The organism is Polyangiaceae bacterium (assembly GCA_015075635.1).
GTDB lineage: Bacteria > Myxococcota_A > Polyangia > Polyangiales > Polyangiaceae > JADJKB01.
In genome coordinates, this window is the sequence record JABTUA010000001.1 from 574,640 (window position 1) to 591,411 (window position 16,772).

The window sequence follows — 16,772 nt, forward strand, 5'->3', positions numbered from 1 at the left end:
CCCATGGCCCGCGCCGAAGCCCTCCCGAGCTTCACTCCGATGGAAGTCGGGGTCGCCGTCGCCGCGGCGTCGTTCATTCAGGCCTTCTTCTTCATCCTGCTGATCGCCGCCGGAAAGCCCCGGGTGGAGATCAAGGCCAAGGAGGAGCTCTTGCCGCGCGAGCTGCCCATGGCGGTCAAGCCCGTGCTCGACGACGCCCCGCTGCTCAAGCTCGGCGGCAAGAAGGTCAAGCCGAAGCTGCCGGACATGTGGAAGAAGCTCGATCCCACGCCGGTGCAGCGCTTCGAGGAGAAGAGCGCGCCGAGCGAGAAGGCCAAGGACGACCCGCAGGCCGCGCCCACCAGCTCCGTCGCCATCGGCGACGCCGCCGCCCCGCCGCCGGACGCCGAGCTCGCCAAGGAGGTCGATCCCACCTTGCAGGAGCTCGACGCTGCCGTCGCGGACAAGGACCCCGAGGTCGAGGGCCCGGGCGCCAAGGACGGCGTCAAGGAGGGCACCGAGACCGATCCGCTGAAGGCGCGCGCCGTCGATCAGTACCGGATGAAGATCGCCGGCTGGTTCAGCTCGCGCTTCAAGGCCCCGGTGGGGCAGGTGCCCTGCGAGGAGCTTCAGAAGCTGTCGGCCGCGGTGAACGCCAGCGTGAGCCCCGACGGCACCGTGACCGGCTACAGCATCTCGCGGCCCAGCGGCAACGCGGCCTTCGATGCCAAGGTGAAGGCGACCATGGACGGCGTCATCGGCCAGCAAGTGCCGCCGCCGCCGCCGCTCTACCCAGGCATCCTGGGCTCCACGGTGTACCCGACGTTTTCAGGAAAAGGCGCCAAATGCGAGCAACCTCCCGCACCGTAGTCGCGCTCGCGCTCCTCAGCGCGACCGCGGCGGCACAAGAAGCCAAGCCCGACGAGAGCGTGCTGGGCGAGTTCGTCGTCACCAGCTCCGCCACCGCCAACGAGCGCGTGCCGAAGATCGCCGTGTTGCCCTCCCTCTCCCCGGACATGGAAGACGTGGTGGTGCGCGGCACCGTGCGCCGCGATCTGGAGCTGACCGGCCTGTACGACCTGATCCCGGACGCCAAAGCCCCCGCCGGGCTCTACGGCTTCGACGACGCCGTGGACGTGGACGCCTGGAAGAAGCTCGGCGCCGAGGCCATCGTGAAGGCGGCGGCGCGCAAGCACGCATCGGGCAAGATCGAGGTGTTCGGCCTGGCCTACTTCATGAACGTGGGCAAGGACCCGGTCTACGAGAAGAAGCTCCTGGTCGATCCGAAGGACGTGCGCGTGACCGCGCACCGCGTGACGGACGCGCTGCTCGGCGCCCTCACCGGCCGGCCCGGCGGCTTCGCCAGCCAGTTCGTCTACAGCGGCCGCTGGGGCACGAAGAGCTTTCGCATCTTCCGCATGGACTCCGACGGTCACGACCTCCGGCCGATCAGTGACGACAAGGACACGTCCATCGCGCCCGCCTGGGGCCCGAACCAGCAGATCTTCTACGGCACGAGCAAGAACTACTCGCCCTATCGCTTGATGCGCTTCGACGGCGCGAAGCACGAGCGCGTCGCCGTCCCGTTCAAGACCAGCGTCTACAGCGTGGCCTTCGACAAGACTCACGCCAAGATGGCCGTAGCCGTCGCCGAGTCCACGGGCAGCGCCATCTGGGTCGGCAAGCCCGACGGCAGCGAGATGAAGAAGGTCAGCTCGAGCGAGATGGCCACCCACCCGGTGTGGAGCCCCTCGGGGAAGCTCGCCTGGGTCGGCGGCAGCAACAAGAAGGGCTCGCAGCGCGTCTACGTGGACGACAAGCCCGTCTCCCCAGCGGGTTTCACCGCCGGCGCGCCGGCCTTCTGCGACACGGAGGACGGCATCCGTCTGGTCTACTCGGTGTCCGTAGGCGGCGATCGCCACGACATCGTGATGAGCGGCGAGAAAGGCGGCGGCATCCAGCGCCTGACGCAGAACCAGGGCTCGAACACCGCGCCCGCGTGCAGCCCCGACGGCCGCCTGCTCGCGTTCTTCTCCACGCGCAAGAAGCCCGGCACCTACTTCATGAGCCTGAAGCGCTGGAAGACGCAGCAGCTCAACTCTCAGCTCGGCGAGTCGCTGCGCTGGGAGGCGCTGCCGTGACCATTCACGTTCCCGCCCACCCGCCCCCGCCGTAGTCCTCCCGCGGGGGCTCACCGCCCCAGCGAACCCCCGACGCGGCTCGCGCTGCTCGGCGCGGGCTCGCGTTGCTCGCGGTGCCCCCGGGTGCGAGGTAAGCTCCTCCGGTGTCCAGCGCGGCGCCGCGGCTCCTGACCTTCGCTGATCTCGAGGCGCTCGGGGAGGATGTCTCCGCCGAGATCGTCGGCGGCACGCTGGTCTACAAGGCCAGCCCGAGCGGCGAGCACGCCGACGCGCAGGCGGCGCTCGCCGCGTTCCTGCGCCCCCAATTCCATCGCAAGAGCGGCCAAGGCGGACCAGGGGGCTGGTGGATCGTCACCGAGTGCGACATCGAGCTCGGCGCGCACGACGTGTTTCGCCCGGATGTCTGCGGCTGGCGGCGCGACCGCGTGCCGGAGCGACTCACCGGCCGACCCGTGCGCATCCGCCCCGACTGGGTGTGCGAGATCCTGTCGAACAGCAACGCGGCGACCGATCAGGTGGACAAGTTCCGCGTCTACGCGACGGCCGGCGTGCCGTTCTACTGGATCAGCGATCCGGAGCGAAAGATCCTGACCGTGTACCGCCTCGAACAGCGCGAGTACGTGGTCGCGCTCCAGGCCAAGCAGGGCGAGACGGTGAACGCGCCGCCATTCGAGGCCGTGGCGCTCCGAGTCGGGCTCCTGTTCGGCGAAGATCCGGACTGACTCAGGGCTGACACTTCACGAGGCGCGCCTTCAGCGCGCCGTCTTGCCAGGCCATGGCGAAGGTGTTCGCGTCCACGGGCGCGACGCTGGGCACGCTGACCGTGGTGGTCATGTCGAGATCCGTGAAGGTGACGGCGGGCGTGCTCAGCGACTCCGGCACCCAGGCGAAGGAGACGTAGTTGCTCCGCGCCGCGGTCAAGAGCACGCCGCCCGCGACCGGTGCCACGCGCGCGTCGCCGGCCCCCACGCCGGACGGGACGGAGATGGTCGCCAGCGTGGCGCCGGTGGTCTCGTGGATGCGGTGCAGGTCGAATGTGCTGTTGGAGGCGCGTTTCGTCACGACGATGAAGCTCGAGCCCACGTGGGTGGCACCGACCGGGAACTCGTTGTCGCCCTGCAGCACGGTGGTGGAGACCTGGATCGGCGCGACGAGGCCGCTCAGGTTCTTGGTGCCTACGGCCGAGCACATGCGCCAGCCGTTCGAGCTGCAGCGCCAGGCGGCCAGGGTCGACGACGGCCCCGCTGCGATGACCGGGGACGAGCCGCTGGTGTAGGTGGTGTTCGTGAGCGCCGAGCCCGGGTCCAGGAGGTGCGGCGTGGTGCCGGCGCCGGCCGCGCTCATGGTCGCGGCGTAGATGCGGTCCGTGGCGTTGTCGCCGTGGCGGTCGAACCAGACCATCACGTATTCGCTGCCGTTCCAGGCGAGGTCGGGCCGGCTGGCCACCAGGTTGGCCCCGTCCAAACCCCAGCCGTAGACCGACGCCAGCGGCGTCGTGAGGGGCGTCCCGAGAGCCGCGTCGGTACGGAAGAGCGTGGAGGTCTGAGCGGCGCCTCCTGTCTGGACGGTCGTCCCGAACGCGATGCTGGTGCCATCCGTGGCCGCGCCGAGGCCCCAGACCTGCTCCCAGGCGCCGAAGTCGGTGTTGCTGCCCTGCACGGCCAGCCCGGAGTCCAGCTTGTAGGCGCGGATCATCTTCTGCGAGCCGTTGACGACGGCGAAGACGCGGAACGACCCGTCGGCCATGCGCAGGATGGCCGGGCCGCCCGGCACGTCGTCGTAGATCTGCTTGCCGGCGTAGACGGCGCCGGTGGCGAGCGTGGTCGCCGGCTGCGCCTTCCAGAGGCCCTCGTCCACGAAGCCGTTGCAGTTGTTGTCGAGCTGATCGCAGAGCTCCGGCGCGCCGCCGTAGACCTTCGGGTTCTTGTCGTCGCAGTCGTCGGCGCCGCCGCCGCAGCCCATGGCGAAGTGCCCGTCCTTGTCCTGATCGACCGGCGTCACCGTGGCGGTGTGCTCGCAGACACCGCTGGTGGCGTTGCAGACGTCCGTGGTGCAGGGGTTCAGATCGTCGCACACCGGGCCCGGCGGCTTGCAGTAGCCACCCACGCAGAGCTCGACGCCGTTGCACACGATGTTGTCGCTGCACTCGGCGTTCGTGGTGCAGCTCTTGCCCGCGTCGGCGCCGCCGGTGCCGCCTGTGCCGCCGGTGCCGCCCGTGCCGCCGCTGCCGCCGCTGCCGCCGTCCGGGCTGCAGAGCGCGCCGCCCTTCACGCAGAAGTTGGACAGGCAGCAGTAGCCGCCGGCCATGTCGCAGTCGCCGCTGTTCAGGCACTCGTAGGCGCAGACGCCGCCCGCCACGCAGACCAGGCCGCTCGAGCACTGGCTGGTGTGCGTGCAGGGGTTCCCGTAGCCCGGAGGCGCGCCGTCCGGCGCCGCGTAGACGCAGGCGTTGTTCAGGCACTGCTTGCCGGCGGCGCAGTCCACCTGGGTCTTGCACTCGAGCTCGCAGCTACCGAGCTTGCAGACCAGCGGCGCCGTGCACTCGCTGTTCAGCTTGCAGGGCGCGCCGGTGTCCAGGCTCACGTCGCTGCCGGCGTCGGGGACGACGCCGCCAGTCGTGCAGCGGTTGTCCACGCAACTCTGCCCGATCGAGCAGTCCTTGTTGCCCTTGCACTGGAGCTTGCAGAACCCACCCATGCACACGAGCGGGTCCTTGCAGTCGCTGCTGTACTCGCACGGTTGACCGCTGCCCGGCGGGTCGGAAACGTCGCCGCCTGCGTCGCCGAGCTTGTTGGGCAACGCGCCGTTCACCAGCTCGAACGAGTCGGCGCAGACTCCGCCGACGCAGAGCTGTCCGGGCACGCAGTCGCCGTCCTTCGTGCACGGGTCGCGGCACTCGCCATCGTCGCCACAAAGCAGCGGCGCAGGACAGCTGGCGGATGAGTCGCAGTCCTGTTCTTCCGGCAAGAGACACACGTGCTCGGGCTTGGTCCCGAGCACGCAGCGCAGCCCGGTTTCGCAGTCAGCGCTGGTGTTGCATTGGATGTGACAGCGCTGGAACGCGCAGATCAGCGGATTCGGGCTCTGGCTGCAGTCGCTGTTGATGAGGCAGCCCTCCGCCAGCTTCGCGCGCCGGAGCGCTGCCGCCTCGTCGTCGCCCCCGCACGCCGCGGCCAGCACCAGCCCCGTCGCACACCAAAAGAACACCCCTCGCCTGCGACCCACACCCGTCAGCATGACCCGGCATATTACGTGAGCCGAGGAGAGCGTGAGCGGGAATATTTGTGTGCCGGATTCAGACGAACACGCCGGACAGCGCCATTGGGATCTGGGCGTTGCCGACGATCTTGATCTTGCCGCTCATGGCCAACTGCATCGGGTTCTGCTTGCCCGTCTGCATGTCCATGAAGTCGTTCATCTTGCACTCGAGCCGGCAGTCCGGCGCGTCGAGCTTCGGGGTGCCGTTGCCCGGGGTGATCCCGAGCTTGTGCGCGGGGCCGCCCGCGTCCACCACGAAGGCCACCGTGCCCTGGATGTTCTTCACGAGCTTCACCCGCTCGGCGTCCACGGTCAGGGCCTTGAAGGCCATCACCTGCTGCTCCGGCTTGAGCTCCGCGTCGCCCTGCATGATGGCGCCCTGCACGAAGATCGGCTCGAAGTCCTCGGGGCCGACGGTCACCTGGATGATGACGTCGTCCTGCATGCCCTCGCTCACCTCGAGCTCGCCGTCCTTCAGGCGCAGCGTCCACTCCCCGGCGCCGGTCACGCGAAACACCATCGACCCGCTGGAGGACTTTCCGGACAGGCCCGCCTTCATCGCCTCGAAGCGCGAGGGCAGGTACTGGGTGAAGAACTCCTTCGGTGTCGTCGGGACGTCGGTCATGTGGGGAATGGATCATGCGGGTTTCGTCGCGTCAATGATCGCGCTAGGTCAGCCGGGTGAGCGCGGAAGGGACGAGCCGACCCAAGCCGGGCAAGGCGTTCTGGGGGCGCTTCGCGGTCGGGCACTTTCTCGCCTACCCGGTCTGCTTTCTGACCGCGGCGGGAGCACTGCCCTTCGCGATGATCCTGCGCCGGCAGGAGCTCTTGAACCCCGGCCGAGCCGGCGCGCGCACCAAGCTGGTCGCCGACGCGGCTCGGGATCTGAAGCTCTCGGGCATCGAGGCGGCGCAGGTCGAGCTCGTCCTGGAGTGGGCGATGTGGGCGTGCCTCTTGGTGTTCGTGGTCCTCCACCTGGCCGCGCTGCCCTGGTCTTTCGCGGCAGCGGCGGCGGCGCGGCACCCGGCCCGAGGCGACGGCGGGATCCGGCGCGGATTTCGAATTTTCGCGGGGACCGCCGCCACTACTGTGGTGCTCGTGGCTTTGGCCGGCACCGCCGGCTGGATTTGGGTGCTGACCCGATGAATGCTGATCGCATGACCCGCCTCTCGGTTTTCGGCTTGCTGGCGTCCCTGGCCTACCTCGGCGCCTGCGGGAGCAGCGAGGACAAGTCCGGCAGCGGCGGCGCGGCCGGCAGCGCGGGCAACCCCAACGTGATCCTGGACGGCGGCGGGATCATCCCCGACGCGCCGAACGGCGAGGCGCTGTGCCAGACCGGGGAGTGCAACTACCAGAAGCAGGACTGCCCGAGCGGGGGTAGCTGCATCCCGACCGACACCCCGCCGGCGAACGGCGACTGGCCACCCAAGTGCTTCAGCGCGGGGGCCAAGCAGCCCGGCGAGAGCTGCTCTGCCTGGAACGACTGCGCGCTCGGCGCGTTCTGCGTCGGCATCGGCGGCGCCGCCGACGGCGGCGTGACCCCCGGGACCTGTCGCAAGCTCTGCTGCGGCGGCGACTGGTCGGCGTGCCCCAAGGACCAGAGCTGCATCCAGCAGGTCTACCTGGTGCGCCCGGGCGGCGGCGATCCGGTGTACGCCAAGGCCGACGTCTGCGCGCCGGTCAACGACTGCGACGTGCTCGATCCGAAGGCCTGCGCGGCCGAGCCCGGGCGGAGCTGCCAGATCGTGGACCCGACGGGCAACGTCGCCTGCATGCCCGCCGGGACCGGCGGGCCCGGCGACGCCTGCGATCCGAAGAAGCCGTGCAAGGCCGGCTTCGCCTGCGTCGCGGACGAGTGCAGGCGCCTGTGCAAGGCGGTCCCCGGCGGCGGCGAGCCCTCCTGCCCGGCCTCCGAGGGGACCTGCGTGCACTACGCGCGGGATCCCGCCGGCGTCGGCGAGTGCACGGTGCTCTAGGGGTTGTCCCTGATTCGCGCTCCGCTGGCGGCAGCAGACGCCTCGCGACGCTTCCGTTCGGTCGAAACGGCCGGCGCCGGCCCCGGCCGGTCTCCGCACTCACGCCTCATTGGCGGATCGAGATCTGATCATGACCAGACTGTTCAAGTGATTCCGGGGCTCGGCTGACCGCCGAGCGGCGCGGATCGAGCCGCTCGGTCGCACACCGAACTAGGGACACCCCCTAGCCCTTGAGCATGCGGGCGATGGTGTGCGTTTCCTTGGCGCCGAGCAGCCCGAACTGAACCCCGAACCCGCCCGGCTTTGCCCAGCGCACGGTGCCCGGCAGCTTGAGGTCCGTGCCGGAAATCTTCATGGCGATGCTAAGCTCGGTGCCGAACGCCAGGCTCTCCGCCGACTCGACGAACATGCCGCCCATGCTCACGTCTCTGACGACCCCGGCCACGGGCGGACCGTCCTTGCGCTCGCAGGATACGCTGATCTCTACCTGGACCCGAGGGTGAACGCGTTTGTCTTGCACTGGCGCCTCCGACCGGCGGGAAAACTACCTTGAGCGGCGTGAGTAGCGAAGTCAAGAACGGCCGCGTGCACGGGCGGGCCCGCGGATTTTCGCGCCACCTGGAGGGCTGGCAGCCGGCCCTGGTGGCGATCGTGATCGCCGTGACGTTCGCGCTCTTGGTCGTGCCCCGTCCCGCGGCGCCGGACACCATTCCGTTGCCCCACGTGGATCATCGCGAAGCCGAGCACGTCGCAGCGCGCGACCGCGAGCTCGCGCAGGCCGCCGCCGCCGAGCCGCTGCCCTACCTGGTGCGCGCGCTCGGCGAGACGCTGCGCGCGTTCGGCAAGGCGGAGGCGGAGGGGCGCTCCGGCGACGCGGCTCGCAAGCTGCTCGAGCTCCGCGGTCTCGGACAGACGGCGCGTGCGAAGCACGGCGACGACAGCGTGCTCCGGCTCCAGGCGCTCCAGACCGAGCTGTTCCTGGCGGCCCTCACGCGCTGGGAGCTCCGCGAGGACCTTGGCGCCGAGCTCGCGGAGCTGGGGGGTGGCTTCGCAGCGAAGGCGGAGGCCGCGGGCTGGCTCCGAGGCCGTCGCCTGGTCGCGACTCCCGCCGAGCGCCGTGCGCTGTTCAAGGTGCGCTGGAGCGAAGCGACAGGCCTCCGCGGTGTGCCGGCGTTCGCGCCGACCGCCAACGAGCTCCGGACCTACTACCGGTTCTTGCTCGCGCACCCGGATCGGGCCCGCAGCATCGAGGAGTCCACGCGCTACGTGGCCGCCGTCGAGAAGGTGGACCTCGAGTACCCGGGCCTGTTCGCGCGCGGGGTGATCCACTACCGCGCCGGACAGTGGGGCCCGGCGGCGCAGCTGTTCCGGGCGCACCTGGCCAAGCACCCGCGCGGGCCTTGGAGCCTGCGCGCTCAGAATCATCTGCTTGCCGCCGCCGAGCGAACACGCGAGACCACGCCCGAGCCGTGACCGACGCCGAGGAGCAGCCCGAATCCGAGCGCCTGCTCGACGCGCTCGCGCTGCCGGAAGGTCGCAAGGTGCTGAGCGCCCGCGAGGTGGCAGAGCTCGCCCGCGCCAGCCGAAACCTCCACGTCGTCGGCGCCGAGGGCTCGGCCCCCGCGCTGGTCTCCCGCGCGCTCGCGCTCGCCGGGGCGCGCGTGTTGTACGTCGCGCCGGACGTGGACGGAGCGCGGCGCGCGCTCGCCGACCTCGGCTTCCTGGCCCGCGCCATGCCCTTCGACCCGGCGCGCGTCGCACAGGGCGAGGCCGCGCTGGCGATCCTGCCCGCGGAGTCCACGCCCTGGGCGGACGTCCGCCCCGACCGGCGGGCGCAGATGGCGCGGACCAGCGCGCTGTTCCACGTCGCCGAAGGGCTGCCTTGGCGCTTCCTGGTCACCACCGCCGCGGGGCTCGTGCGTCGCTTCGTGCCCCCCGCGCCGCTCAGGGACGCCGCGGTCGAGCTCGTCGCGGAGGACGAGATCGACGTCGGAAAAGTCTCCGAGAAGCTCGCGGCCGCCGGCTACCTGCGCGCTCCGGTCGTGGAAGATCCCGGGAGCTTCGCCGTGCGCGGCGGCGTGCTCGACGTCTGGCCTCCGAGCGCGGAGCTGCCGGTGCGAGCCGAGCTGTACGGGGACATGATCCTGTCGCTCAAGTCCTTCGACCCGGAGTCGCAGCGCACGAGCGAGACGATCGCGCGAGTCTGGCTGCCGCCGGCGCGCGAGGCCATCACCACGCCGGCTGCCTCCGAGCGGGCGCGCGCCATCCTGCGCTCGCTGTGCGACGCGGTGGACTGGCCCTCGACCAAGGCCCGCGCGCTGGAGGAGGACGTCGCCACGGCCCGCAGCCTGTTCGGCCTCGACGGATTTCTGCCGGCGTTTCACCAGCTGGTCCCGCTCTGGTCCTACCTTCCGCCGGAGACGGTGCTGGTGGTCGAGGATCCGGCCCGCGTGGTGGCCGGGGTGCGCGAGGAGCTCGCCCACGCCGACGCCGCGCTCGCTCACAAGAGCGGGCAGCCCTGCTTCGGGTCGGCCGACCTGTACGTGGACGAGGCAGGGCTCGGCGCGGCGCTCGCCGAGCGCCCGCTGGTCGCGCTGCACCGCACTGCGGTGGCTTCCAGCGGCGCCGGTCACACCGCGCTCGACGACCTCGAGCTCGCTCCCATGGACGCGCCGAGCCTGGCCATCCGGGATCACGCAGATCTGGGGCGCGCCGTCGGCCGTGCGCGCTCGGAGCGGGGCAAGGGCGCCGCCCTCGACCCCCTGCTCCGCCGCATCGGCGCCTGGCACGAGGCCGGGCTCGACGTGGCCATCACCGCGCGCACCGCCACGCAGGCCGAGCGCATCGCCACGCTGCTCGGCCACCGCGGCCTCCGCGTCGCCGACACCGAGTCCCGGGCGCCGCACGGCACGGTGCGCATCGTCACCGGCGAGCTGGCGCGCGGAGCCATCGTGCCCGCCGAGCGCTTCGTGCTGGTCACCGAGGAGGAGATCTTCGGCCAGCGCGCGCACCGCCGGCAGGAGCGCAGCAAGAGCGCACAGGCGTTCCTGGAGGATCTGCGGGCGCTGGAGGCCGGCGACTACGTCGTGCACGTCGATCACGGCATCGGCCGCTACCTGGGGCTCGAGAAGAAGACGCTGAACGGCGTGAGCGTCGAGCTGCTGGTGGTCGAGTACCTGGGCGGCGACAAGCTGTTCCTGCCGGTCCACCGCCTGAGCCAGATCCAGAAGTACTCCGGCGGCGAAGGCGCTCCCCGGGTGGACAAGCTGGGGGGCTCGAGCTTTGCGAAGACCAAGGCACGCGTCGAGAAGCGCGTGCGCCAGATGGCCGACGAGCTGCTCCGGCTCTACGCCGAGCGCGCCGCGCTGACCAAGGAGCCCATCGAGCCGCGCGACGACGAATACGCCGCCTTCGAGGCGACCTTCCCCTACGAGGAGACTCGCGATCAGGCCGCGGCCATCGAGGAGGTCAACCGCGACCTGGAGAAGCCCGCGGTGATGGATCGGCTGGTCTGCGGCGACGTGGGCTTCGGCAAGACGGAGGTCGCGCTCCGCGCGGCGTTCCGCGTGGCGATGTCGGGGCGGCAGGTCGCGCTGCTCTGCCCCACGACGGTGCTCGCGCAGCAGCACTACCTGACCTTCGCGGGGCGCCTCGCCGGGTATCCCATCCAGGTACGACCGCTGAGCCGCTTCGAGTCCAAGAAGGAGTCGCAGGACACGCTGAAGGGCCTCAAGGACGGCAGCGTGGACGTGCTGGTCGGTACGCACCGCGTTCTGAGCAAGGACGTCCACTTCAAGAACCTGGGGCTCTTGATCGTGGACGAAGAGCAGCGCTTCGGCGTCACGCACAAAGAGCGCATCAAGCAGCTCCGCGCGTCGGTGGACGTGCTCACGCTCTCGGCGACGCCCATCCCGCGCACGCTCCAGATGGCGGTGGGCGGCATGCGGGACATGTCCCTGATCACGACGCCGCCCATGGACCGGCGCTCCATCCGCACCATCACCTCGCGCTACGACGAGCAGATCATCAGCGAGGCCATCGAGCGCGAGCTGTCGCGCGGCGGGCAGGTCTTCTACGTGTACAACCGCGTCGAGGGCATCTACGAGCGCGCCGCCCGCGTGCAGGAGCTGGTGCCTGGCGCGAAGGTCGCCGTGGGTCACGGGCAGATGAGCGAAGCGGCGCTGGAGCAGACCATGCTCGACTTCGTCGAGGGCCGCTTCGACGTGCTGGTCTCCACCGCCATCATCGAGAGCGGGCTCGACATCCCGCGCGCGAACACCATCATCGTCGATCGCGCCGACATGTTCGGGCTCTCGCAGCTCTACCAGCTGCGCGGAAGGGTCGGGCGCAGCACGGAGCGCGCCTACTGCTACCTACTCGTGCCGCCGCCGAGCCAGCTCAGCGACGAGGCCCGGAGCCGCATCGAGGCGCTGGAACGCCACACCGAGCTCGGGGCGGGCTTTCAGATCGCGACCCTCGACATGGAGCTGCGCGGCGCGGGAGATCTGCTCGGCGCCGAGCAGAGCGGCTTCGTCGCCAGCGTCGGCTTCGACCTGTTCTGCCAGATGCTCCAGGAGGCATCTCACGAGCTCCGGGGAGAGACCGTGATCCACGGGGTGGATCCGGATCTCTCCTTCGACGTGGACGCGCTCTTGCCCGAGGACTACGTGGCCGAAATCGGCGTGCGGCTCAGCTTGTACAAGCGCCTCTCGAGCGCGAGCGACGAGCACGAGGTGCAGGACATCGCGACCGAGATGGAAGATCGCTTCGGGCCTCCGCCCGTCGAGGCCAGGGCCCTGGTCGAGCTGATGCGGCTGAAGACCGAGCTGCGGCGCTTGATGGTGCTGGGTTGCGAGGCCAGCGCGAAGAGCGTGTCGCTGCACCTGCGCGACGACACGCCGCTCGACCCGATGAAGATCGGCGAGCTGGTGGGCAAGAAGAAGAGCCCCTGGCGCATCTCGCCAGACGGGCGGCTCGCGCGCAGAGTGGTGGAAGGCGAGAGCTTCCCGAACGGCATCGCGCTGGCGGACAAGGCGCTCGAGGAGCTGGCGGAGTGCGGAAAGAGCTAGCGCTCAGAAGCGACCCACCGCGCCGAGCCCGGTCGGCCCGAGGTAGAGCGCGGCGCGCTCGCGGCCCCGACCCCAGTCCACCACGAAAAGGCCCAGGGCCGCGGTGCCGGCGGCCGTGAGCGCGGTCGCGCCGAGCAAGAGGTTGGTGCGCAGCTCCTTGTCGTGCCCCGCCGCCACGCGCGCGTCGGCCTGTCGCTGGCTCAGGCCCGGCAGATCGCGCTCGTAGTCGTCGAACGCGCGCTGCGTATCCAGCGCGCTCCACACGGTCACGCCGCCGACCACCGCGGTGACGCCCGCTCCCACGTAGAACCAGAGCGGGCTCGGTCCCGGTGGCGGAGGAGGCGGCGGCCGGGGTGGCGGTGGCTTGCGCGGCGGAACGACGACCTCCTTGGGACGGTGGACCGCGAGCCGCAGGCGCTCGCCGGCCTCGAGGCGCAGGGTCTTGTCCAGCAGCGTCTTGCCGTCCAAGACCACGCGCACATGGTGCTCCCCCGGATCCACGCGCGCAACGCCTTCGACCGGCTGCTCGTCGACGAACGCCTGGGCGCCCGGAGCCGCGTCGATCTCCAGCGTGGCCACGTTGCGCTCGGCCTGCGCCTTCTCGTTCTGGACCTCGGGCAGGAGGTCCTTCGGCGTCTCCGGATCCGCCAGCACCCGCTCGAAGTGCCCGAGCGCGCTCACGTAGCGCCGGAGCTTCGACTGGGCGAGGGCCCAGTTGAACAGCACGACCGGATGGGGCCGGAGCTTCTGCGCCGCCTCGAAGTGCGCCGCGGCGTCCGCCCAGCGCTGAGTCCGGTAGGCCTCGATGCCCGCCTCGAACTCGAGGCGCCCGCAGGTCTCGGCACCTTGGTCGCACTCCTGGGCTCGGAGCGGCGTCGCCGCGGCGGCGAGGGCCAGAGACAGGAGCAGGCTTCGCCAGACGCGCATCGACGCCAGAGGTTACTGCGCCGTCTCACTTCTTGCCAAAGGGGTACTTGGTGACGAGAGGGTCGCCCTTCTTCGTGGCGGGCCCGGTCTTGGCGCCGCCCTTCTTCACCGGCTTGTCCGCGCTCGGCGCCGGCAGAGGCTCCGGGATCCTCGAGAGCGGCACGACGACGCCGCGCTCGCGGTCGGGCACCACGGAGAGCTTGGCCGGCTCGAAGCCTTCCGCCCTCACCTCGATTTCCACCGCCGTCTCACTCCGAGGCACGCTCGCGCGCCGAGGCCTGCCCTCCGCCAACACACCCGCGACGCGAATCGTCGCCTCGACGTCGGGCTGGGTCGTCACCTCGACGCTCACCTCTGCGGGCAGCGGCGCCGCGGAGGGCGCCGGCCCGGGCGTGGGCCTCGGCTCCGACTTGAGCGCGAGGCCCGCGAGCCCGACCGTGAGCACCGCGCCGCCGGCGGCCAGCGCGTACGCCCAGAGGCGCGGCTTCTGCGGTTCGGGCCGCAGCGAAACCACGCCGCTCGCGCGCTCGTTCGCGCCGAGCACGTCGCGACCCGTGACCTCTTCGGTGGAGGCCTGGCGCAGCGCCTCGATGGCTTTCTGCTGCTCCTCGCGCTCGCTCTCGAAGAGCCGGGTCACGGAACCCGCGAGCAGCGCCTGCGGGTCGTCCGTGTCACGGGAGCGCACGAACGCGTCGAGATCCCGCGCCAGCTCGCCGGCGTTTTGGTAGCGCTTGTCAGGCTCGCTCTCCAGCGCCCGCGACAAGATCTTGCCGAGCTCTTCGGGGAATCCCTCGACGCGCGCGCAGGGGTCCGGAATCTCCTCGAACAGGAGCTTGTGCAAGGTCTCCGACTCGTCGATCCCGGCGAACAAACGCGCGCCGACCGCGGCCTCGTACAGCGTCGCGCCGAGCGCGAACAGATCGGCGCGGTGGTCGAACTCCTTGCCCAGCACCTGCTCCGGCGCCATGTAGCTGAACTTGCCCTTCACGCGCCCGAGCGTGGTCTGCGCGATGCGTCCGGCAGCGCGAGCGATGCCGAAGTCGATCAGCTTGACCTCGCCGCGGTAGGTCACGAACACGTTCTGCGGGCTCACGTCGCGGTGCACGAGCCCGAGGGAGTTCCCCTGATCGTCCTCGAGCTGGTGGGCGTAGCCGAGACCGTCGGCGATGCGCGCACCGAGCCAGGCGACGGCCTCCGGCGCCAGGCGTTCGTTGCGACGCCCGAGTGCGCTCGTCAGCTTCGAGAGCGGCTGTCCGTGCAGGTACTCCATCGCCAGGAACAGCGTGTCGCCCTCACGACCCAGCTCGTGCACCTGCACGATGTTCGGGTGCGCGACGCGCACCAAGAGGTTCGCCTCGTCCAGGAACTGACTGATGAACTCCTTTTCCTCGGACAGGTGGTCGTGCACGACCTTGATGGCGACGAAGCGCTCGAAGCTCATCGGTCCGGTCAGGCGCCCGAGGTAGACGGCAGCGCTTCCGCCGACGCCGATGCGGGAGCCGACCTGATAGCGACCGAGCCGGCTCCCCGCCAGCCGGCGGCGAGACTCGAAGCTCGGTGCTGCTGCTGTGGCGGCCACGGTTCACCTGGTCGGCATCTTCAGGATGCGCTCGACGAGCGTCCACTCTTCGCGCGAGAGGTTGTCGGCAGCGTCGCGCAACGCGGCCTTGAAGCGGAGGAGCAGCTGGCGATCGAGCTCCGGCAAGCGCAGAAGCAAGAGCTCGAGGATGCCCACCGCGCGCTCCGGCAGCGGCCGGCGCGCCATGGAGTGCAGCTCGATGGCGAGGTTCGCCCAGGTCGCGTCGTGGGTGACTTCGCTCAGCTTGAGACCGTAGACGCCGACCGTGTCGAGCACGTCACGGGGAACCACCCGGCCCTGCTTGGCCTTGGCGAGCACGCCCTTCAGGTGATCGCCGAGCAAGCGCGCCGCGGCGTCGTGGCGCCCCATGGCGATCATGCGATCTGCCATGCGCGCCATGGTCAAGAGGCCGTCCGCCTTCTCGGTGCGCTGGGTGGTGTCGCCCCCCTCCGAGGGGTACACCGAGGGCTCCGGCGCTCGCACCATGGGAACCGTCACCTGGGCCGGGACCTCCGGCTGGGTCGGCTGCTGGCGTGTGACGACCGCCGCCAGCTGCACCGACGGCTGGGCCTTGGGCGTAGGCTGACTGACCCGCGGGGACGGTGGCTCGAGTGTCTCGATCCCGTCGTCCACGGCCCGCACCACGAGCTCCTGGGTGCCCACGATGATCCGGTCGCCGTCGTGCAGCGGAGTGGGCCCGGAGATGGGGACTTCGTTGACGATCACGCCGTTGGTGCTGCCCAGATCCTCGACGAAGAGCGCGACCTTGGAGACCAACAGCCGGGCGTGATGCCGCGAAACCAGCATGTCCTCTACGATGACCTGGCAGCTCCGACTGCGCCCCAGCAGGAGCTCACCCCGCGAGAGGGCGAGCTCGTTTCCTCCCATCAGCAACGCGAAGCGACGCCCCGTGCTCGGGACGCCCCCACTGAGCTCCGCGCGCGGCCAAGTGACCGGCGTGTTCCGCACGCAGCTACTATAGGGGGAAAGCCTCGAAGGGTCGACTCGCTGTGGCATACTCGCGCGGTGGGTCGCGTCCTTCTGTTCAGCATCGGGCTGGCGTGCGCGGCGTGTAGCTTGTTCCCGGACACGGCCCCCCGCTTGGAGGACGACTCGGGGGCGGGGGGCGTTGCAGGAACCACACCCGGGGGTGGAACCGGGGGAACGGCCGGGATCGGCGCCACGAGCGGAGGTGGCAGCAGTGGCAGCGGCGGCAGCGCCGGAGACGCGGGCGACGCCGGCGACGCGGCGGGGTGCGGGGGACAGCAAGCGCTCACGCTGGACGCTGCTCGCGACACCTACATTGGCAGCAGTCCGCCCACGGCCAACCATGGCAGCAAGTCGATCCTGGAGGTCCTCACCTTCACCCAGAGCTCGGGGCAACGCGCGCTGGTGGGGTTCGAGCTGAGCAAGGGGACGCTGCCGGCCGGCGCGAAGCTCGAGAAGGCGACGCTCTCTCTGCGCGTGCTGCTGAACGAAGGTGCAACCCAAGACCTCGGCGCGCACCGCTTGCAGAAGAGCTGGACGGAGGACGGCGCGACCTGGGCGAAGTACGACGGATCATCCAACTGGCTGAAGAACGGCGGCGACTTCTTGCCACCCTCGAGCCAGGTCGCGGTCGGACCGAACGTCAAGGTCGGCGACACGCTCGGCTGGGACGTCACCGCGGACGTGGCGGGTGTGCTCGACGGCTCCCTCGGCAACGAAGGCTGGCTGGTCAAGCCACTCGTCGATGACCCGCTCGATGGCGAGAAGCTCCACTTCGCGAGCCGCGAAGGCACGGACCCGGTCGCACGGCCGAAGCTCGAGCTGGTCTATGTCATCTGCCCGTGAGGGCGCTAGA

General features: G+C 70.4%; 14 protein-coding genes. 8 read left to right on the top strand and 6 right to left on the bottom strand.

From position 1 onward, the window contains the following. Positions 1-3 precede the first annotated feature (3 nt). The 3 genes from HS104_02680 (at position 4) to HS104_02690 (ending at position 2,842) form a co-directional block, all read left to right on the top strand. A complete protein-coding gene (locus HS104_02680; GenBank protein ID MBE7478883.1) occupies positions 4-849 on the top strand; it encodes a TonB C-terminal domain-containing protein in 846 nt (281 codons plus the stop codon). Next, entirely contained in the window at positions 825-2,120 is a 1,296-nt protein-coding gene (locus HS104_02685) for a PD40 domain-containing protein (protein ID MBE7478884.1), read from the top strand. The genes HS104_02680 and HS104_02685 overlap by 25 nt, the downstream gene beginning before the upstream one ends. A gap of 143 nt (positions 2,121-2,263) precedes the next feature. Further along, positions 2,264-2,842: a Uma2 family endonuclease gene (locus tag HS104_02690; GenBank protein ID MBE7478885.1), complete on the top strand. Its 579-nt coding sequence runs from the start codon at positions 2,264-2,266 to the stop codon at positions 2,840-2,842. Position 2,843: 1 nt separating this feature from the next. Here the strand turns inward: HS104_02690 and HS104_02695 are convergent, their stop codons facing one another. Together HS104_02695 and HS104_02700 are read right to left on the bottom strand one after the other, a co-directional pair. Then, entirely contained in the window at positions 2,844-5,327 is a 2,484-nt protein-coding gene (locus tag HS104_02695) for a hypothetical protein (GenBank protein ID MBE7478886.1), read from the bottom strand. Between the two features lie 88 nt (positions 5,328-5,415). After that, positions 5,416-6,003, bottom strand: coding sequence for an SCP2 sterol-binding domain-containing protein (locus tag HS104_02700; GenBank protein ID MBE7478887.1), 588 nt, complete (start codon positions 6,001-6,003; stop codon positions 5,416-5,418). 56 nt (positions 6,004-6,059) lie between these two features. Here HS104_02700 and HS104_02705 point away from each other — a divergent pair, with 56 nt between their 5' ends. Then, positions 6,060-6,524, top strand: a complete 465-nt coding sequence (locus HS104_02705) for a hypothetical protein (protein MBE7478888.1) — start codon at positions 6,060-6,062, stop codon at positions 6,522-6,524. An 11-nt stretch (positions 6,525-6,535) separates the two neighbouring features. Beyond that, positions 6,536-7,354, top strand: coding sequence for a hypothetical protein (locus HS104_02710; GenBank protein MBE7478889.1), 819 nt, complete (start codon positions 6,536-6,538; stop codon positions 7,352-7,354). Positions 7,355-7,577: 223 nt separating this feature from the next. Here HS104_02710 and HS104_02715 read toward each other — a convergent pair whose 3' ends face one another. Then, positions 7,578-7,874 (bottom strand): PilZ domain-containing protein, encoded by a 297-nt coding sequence (locus HS104_02715; protein ID MBE7478890.1) that lies wholly within the window; start codon positions 7,872-7,874, stop codon positions 7,578-7,580. A gap of 38 nt (positions 7,875-7,912) precedes the next feature. Between HS104_02715 and HS104_02720 the strand changes: the two genes are divergently transcribed. Together HS104_02720 and mfd are read left to right on the top strand one after the other, a co-directional pair. Further along, a complete protein-coding gene (locus HS104_02720) occupies positions 7,913-8,827 on the top strand; it encodes a hypothetical protein (protein ID MBE7478891.1) in 915 nt (304 codons plus the stop codon). Then, on the top strand, positions 8,755-12,423 hold the full coding sequence (mfd, locus tag HS104_02725) for a transcription-repair coupling factor (GenBank protein MBE7478892.1): 3,669 nt from the start codon (positions 8,755-8,757) through the stop codon (positions 12,421-12,423). The genes HS104_02720 and mfd overlap by 73 nt, the downstream gene beginning before the upstream one ends. A gap of 3 nt (positions 12,424-12,426) precedes the next feature. Here the strand turns inward: mfd and HS104_02730 are convergent, their stop codons facing one another. Genes HS104_02730 through HS104_02740 form a run of 3 tightly spaced genes read right to left on the bottom strand, consistent with a single transcriptional unit; the run spans position 12,427 to position 15,898 of the window. Beyond that, a complete protein-coding gene (locus HS104_02730) occupies positions 12,427-13,350 on the bottom strand; it encodes a hypothetical protein (GenBank protein MBE7478893.1) in 924 nt (307 codons plus the stop codon). A gap of 25 nt (positions 13,351-13,375) precedes the next feature. Next, positions 13,376-14,929, bottom strand: coding sequence for a serine/threonine protein kinase (locus HS104_02735; protein MBE7478894.1), 1,554 nt, complete (start codon positions 14,927-14,929; stop codon positions 13,376-13,378). 3 nt (positions 14,930-14,932) lie between these two features. After that, positions 14,933-15,898, bottom strand: a complete 966-nt coding sequence (locus HS104_02740; GenBank protein MBE7478895.1) for an FHA domain-containing protein — start codon at positions 15,896-15,898, stop codon at positions 14,933-14,935. A 57-nt stretch (positions 15,899-15,955) separates the two neighbouring features. Here HS104_02740 and HS104_02745 point away from each other — a divergent pair, with 57 nt between their 5' ends. After that, positions 15,956-16,762 (top strand): DNRLRE domain-containing protein, encoded by an 807-nt coding sequence (locus HS104_02745; protein MBE7478896.1) that lies wholly within the window; start codon positions 15,956-15,958, stop codon positions 16,760-16,762. The last annotated feature ends 10 nt before the right edge of the window (positions 16,763-16,772 follow it).

Excerpts from the sequence above, each read along its gene's own strand:
- HS104_02680 (MBE7478883.1), top strand. The coding sequence starts at position 4 with ATGGCCCGCGCCGAAGCCCTCCCGAGCTTCACTCCGATGGAAGTCGGG.
- HS104_02685 (MBE7478884.1), top strand. The coding sequence starts at position 825 with ATGCGAGCAACCTCCCGCACCGTAGTCGCGCTCGCGCTCCTCAGCGCG.
- HS104_02700 (MBE7478887.1), bottom strand. The coding sequence starts at position 6,003 with ATGACCGACGTCCCGACGACACCGAAGGAGTTCTTCACCCAGTACCTG.
- HS104_02710 (MBE7478889.1), top strand. The coding sequence starts at position 6,536 with ATGACCCGCCTCTCGGTTTTCGGCTTGCTGGCGTCCCTGGCCTACCTC.
- HS104_02730 (MBE7478893.1), bottom strand. The coding sequence starts at position 13,350 with ATGCGCGTCTGGCGAAGCCTGCTCCTGTCTCTGGCCCTCGCCGCCGCG.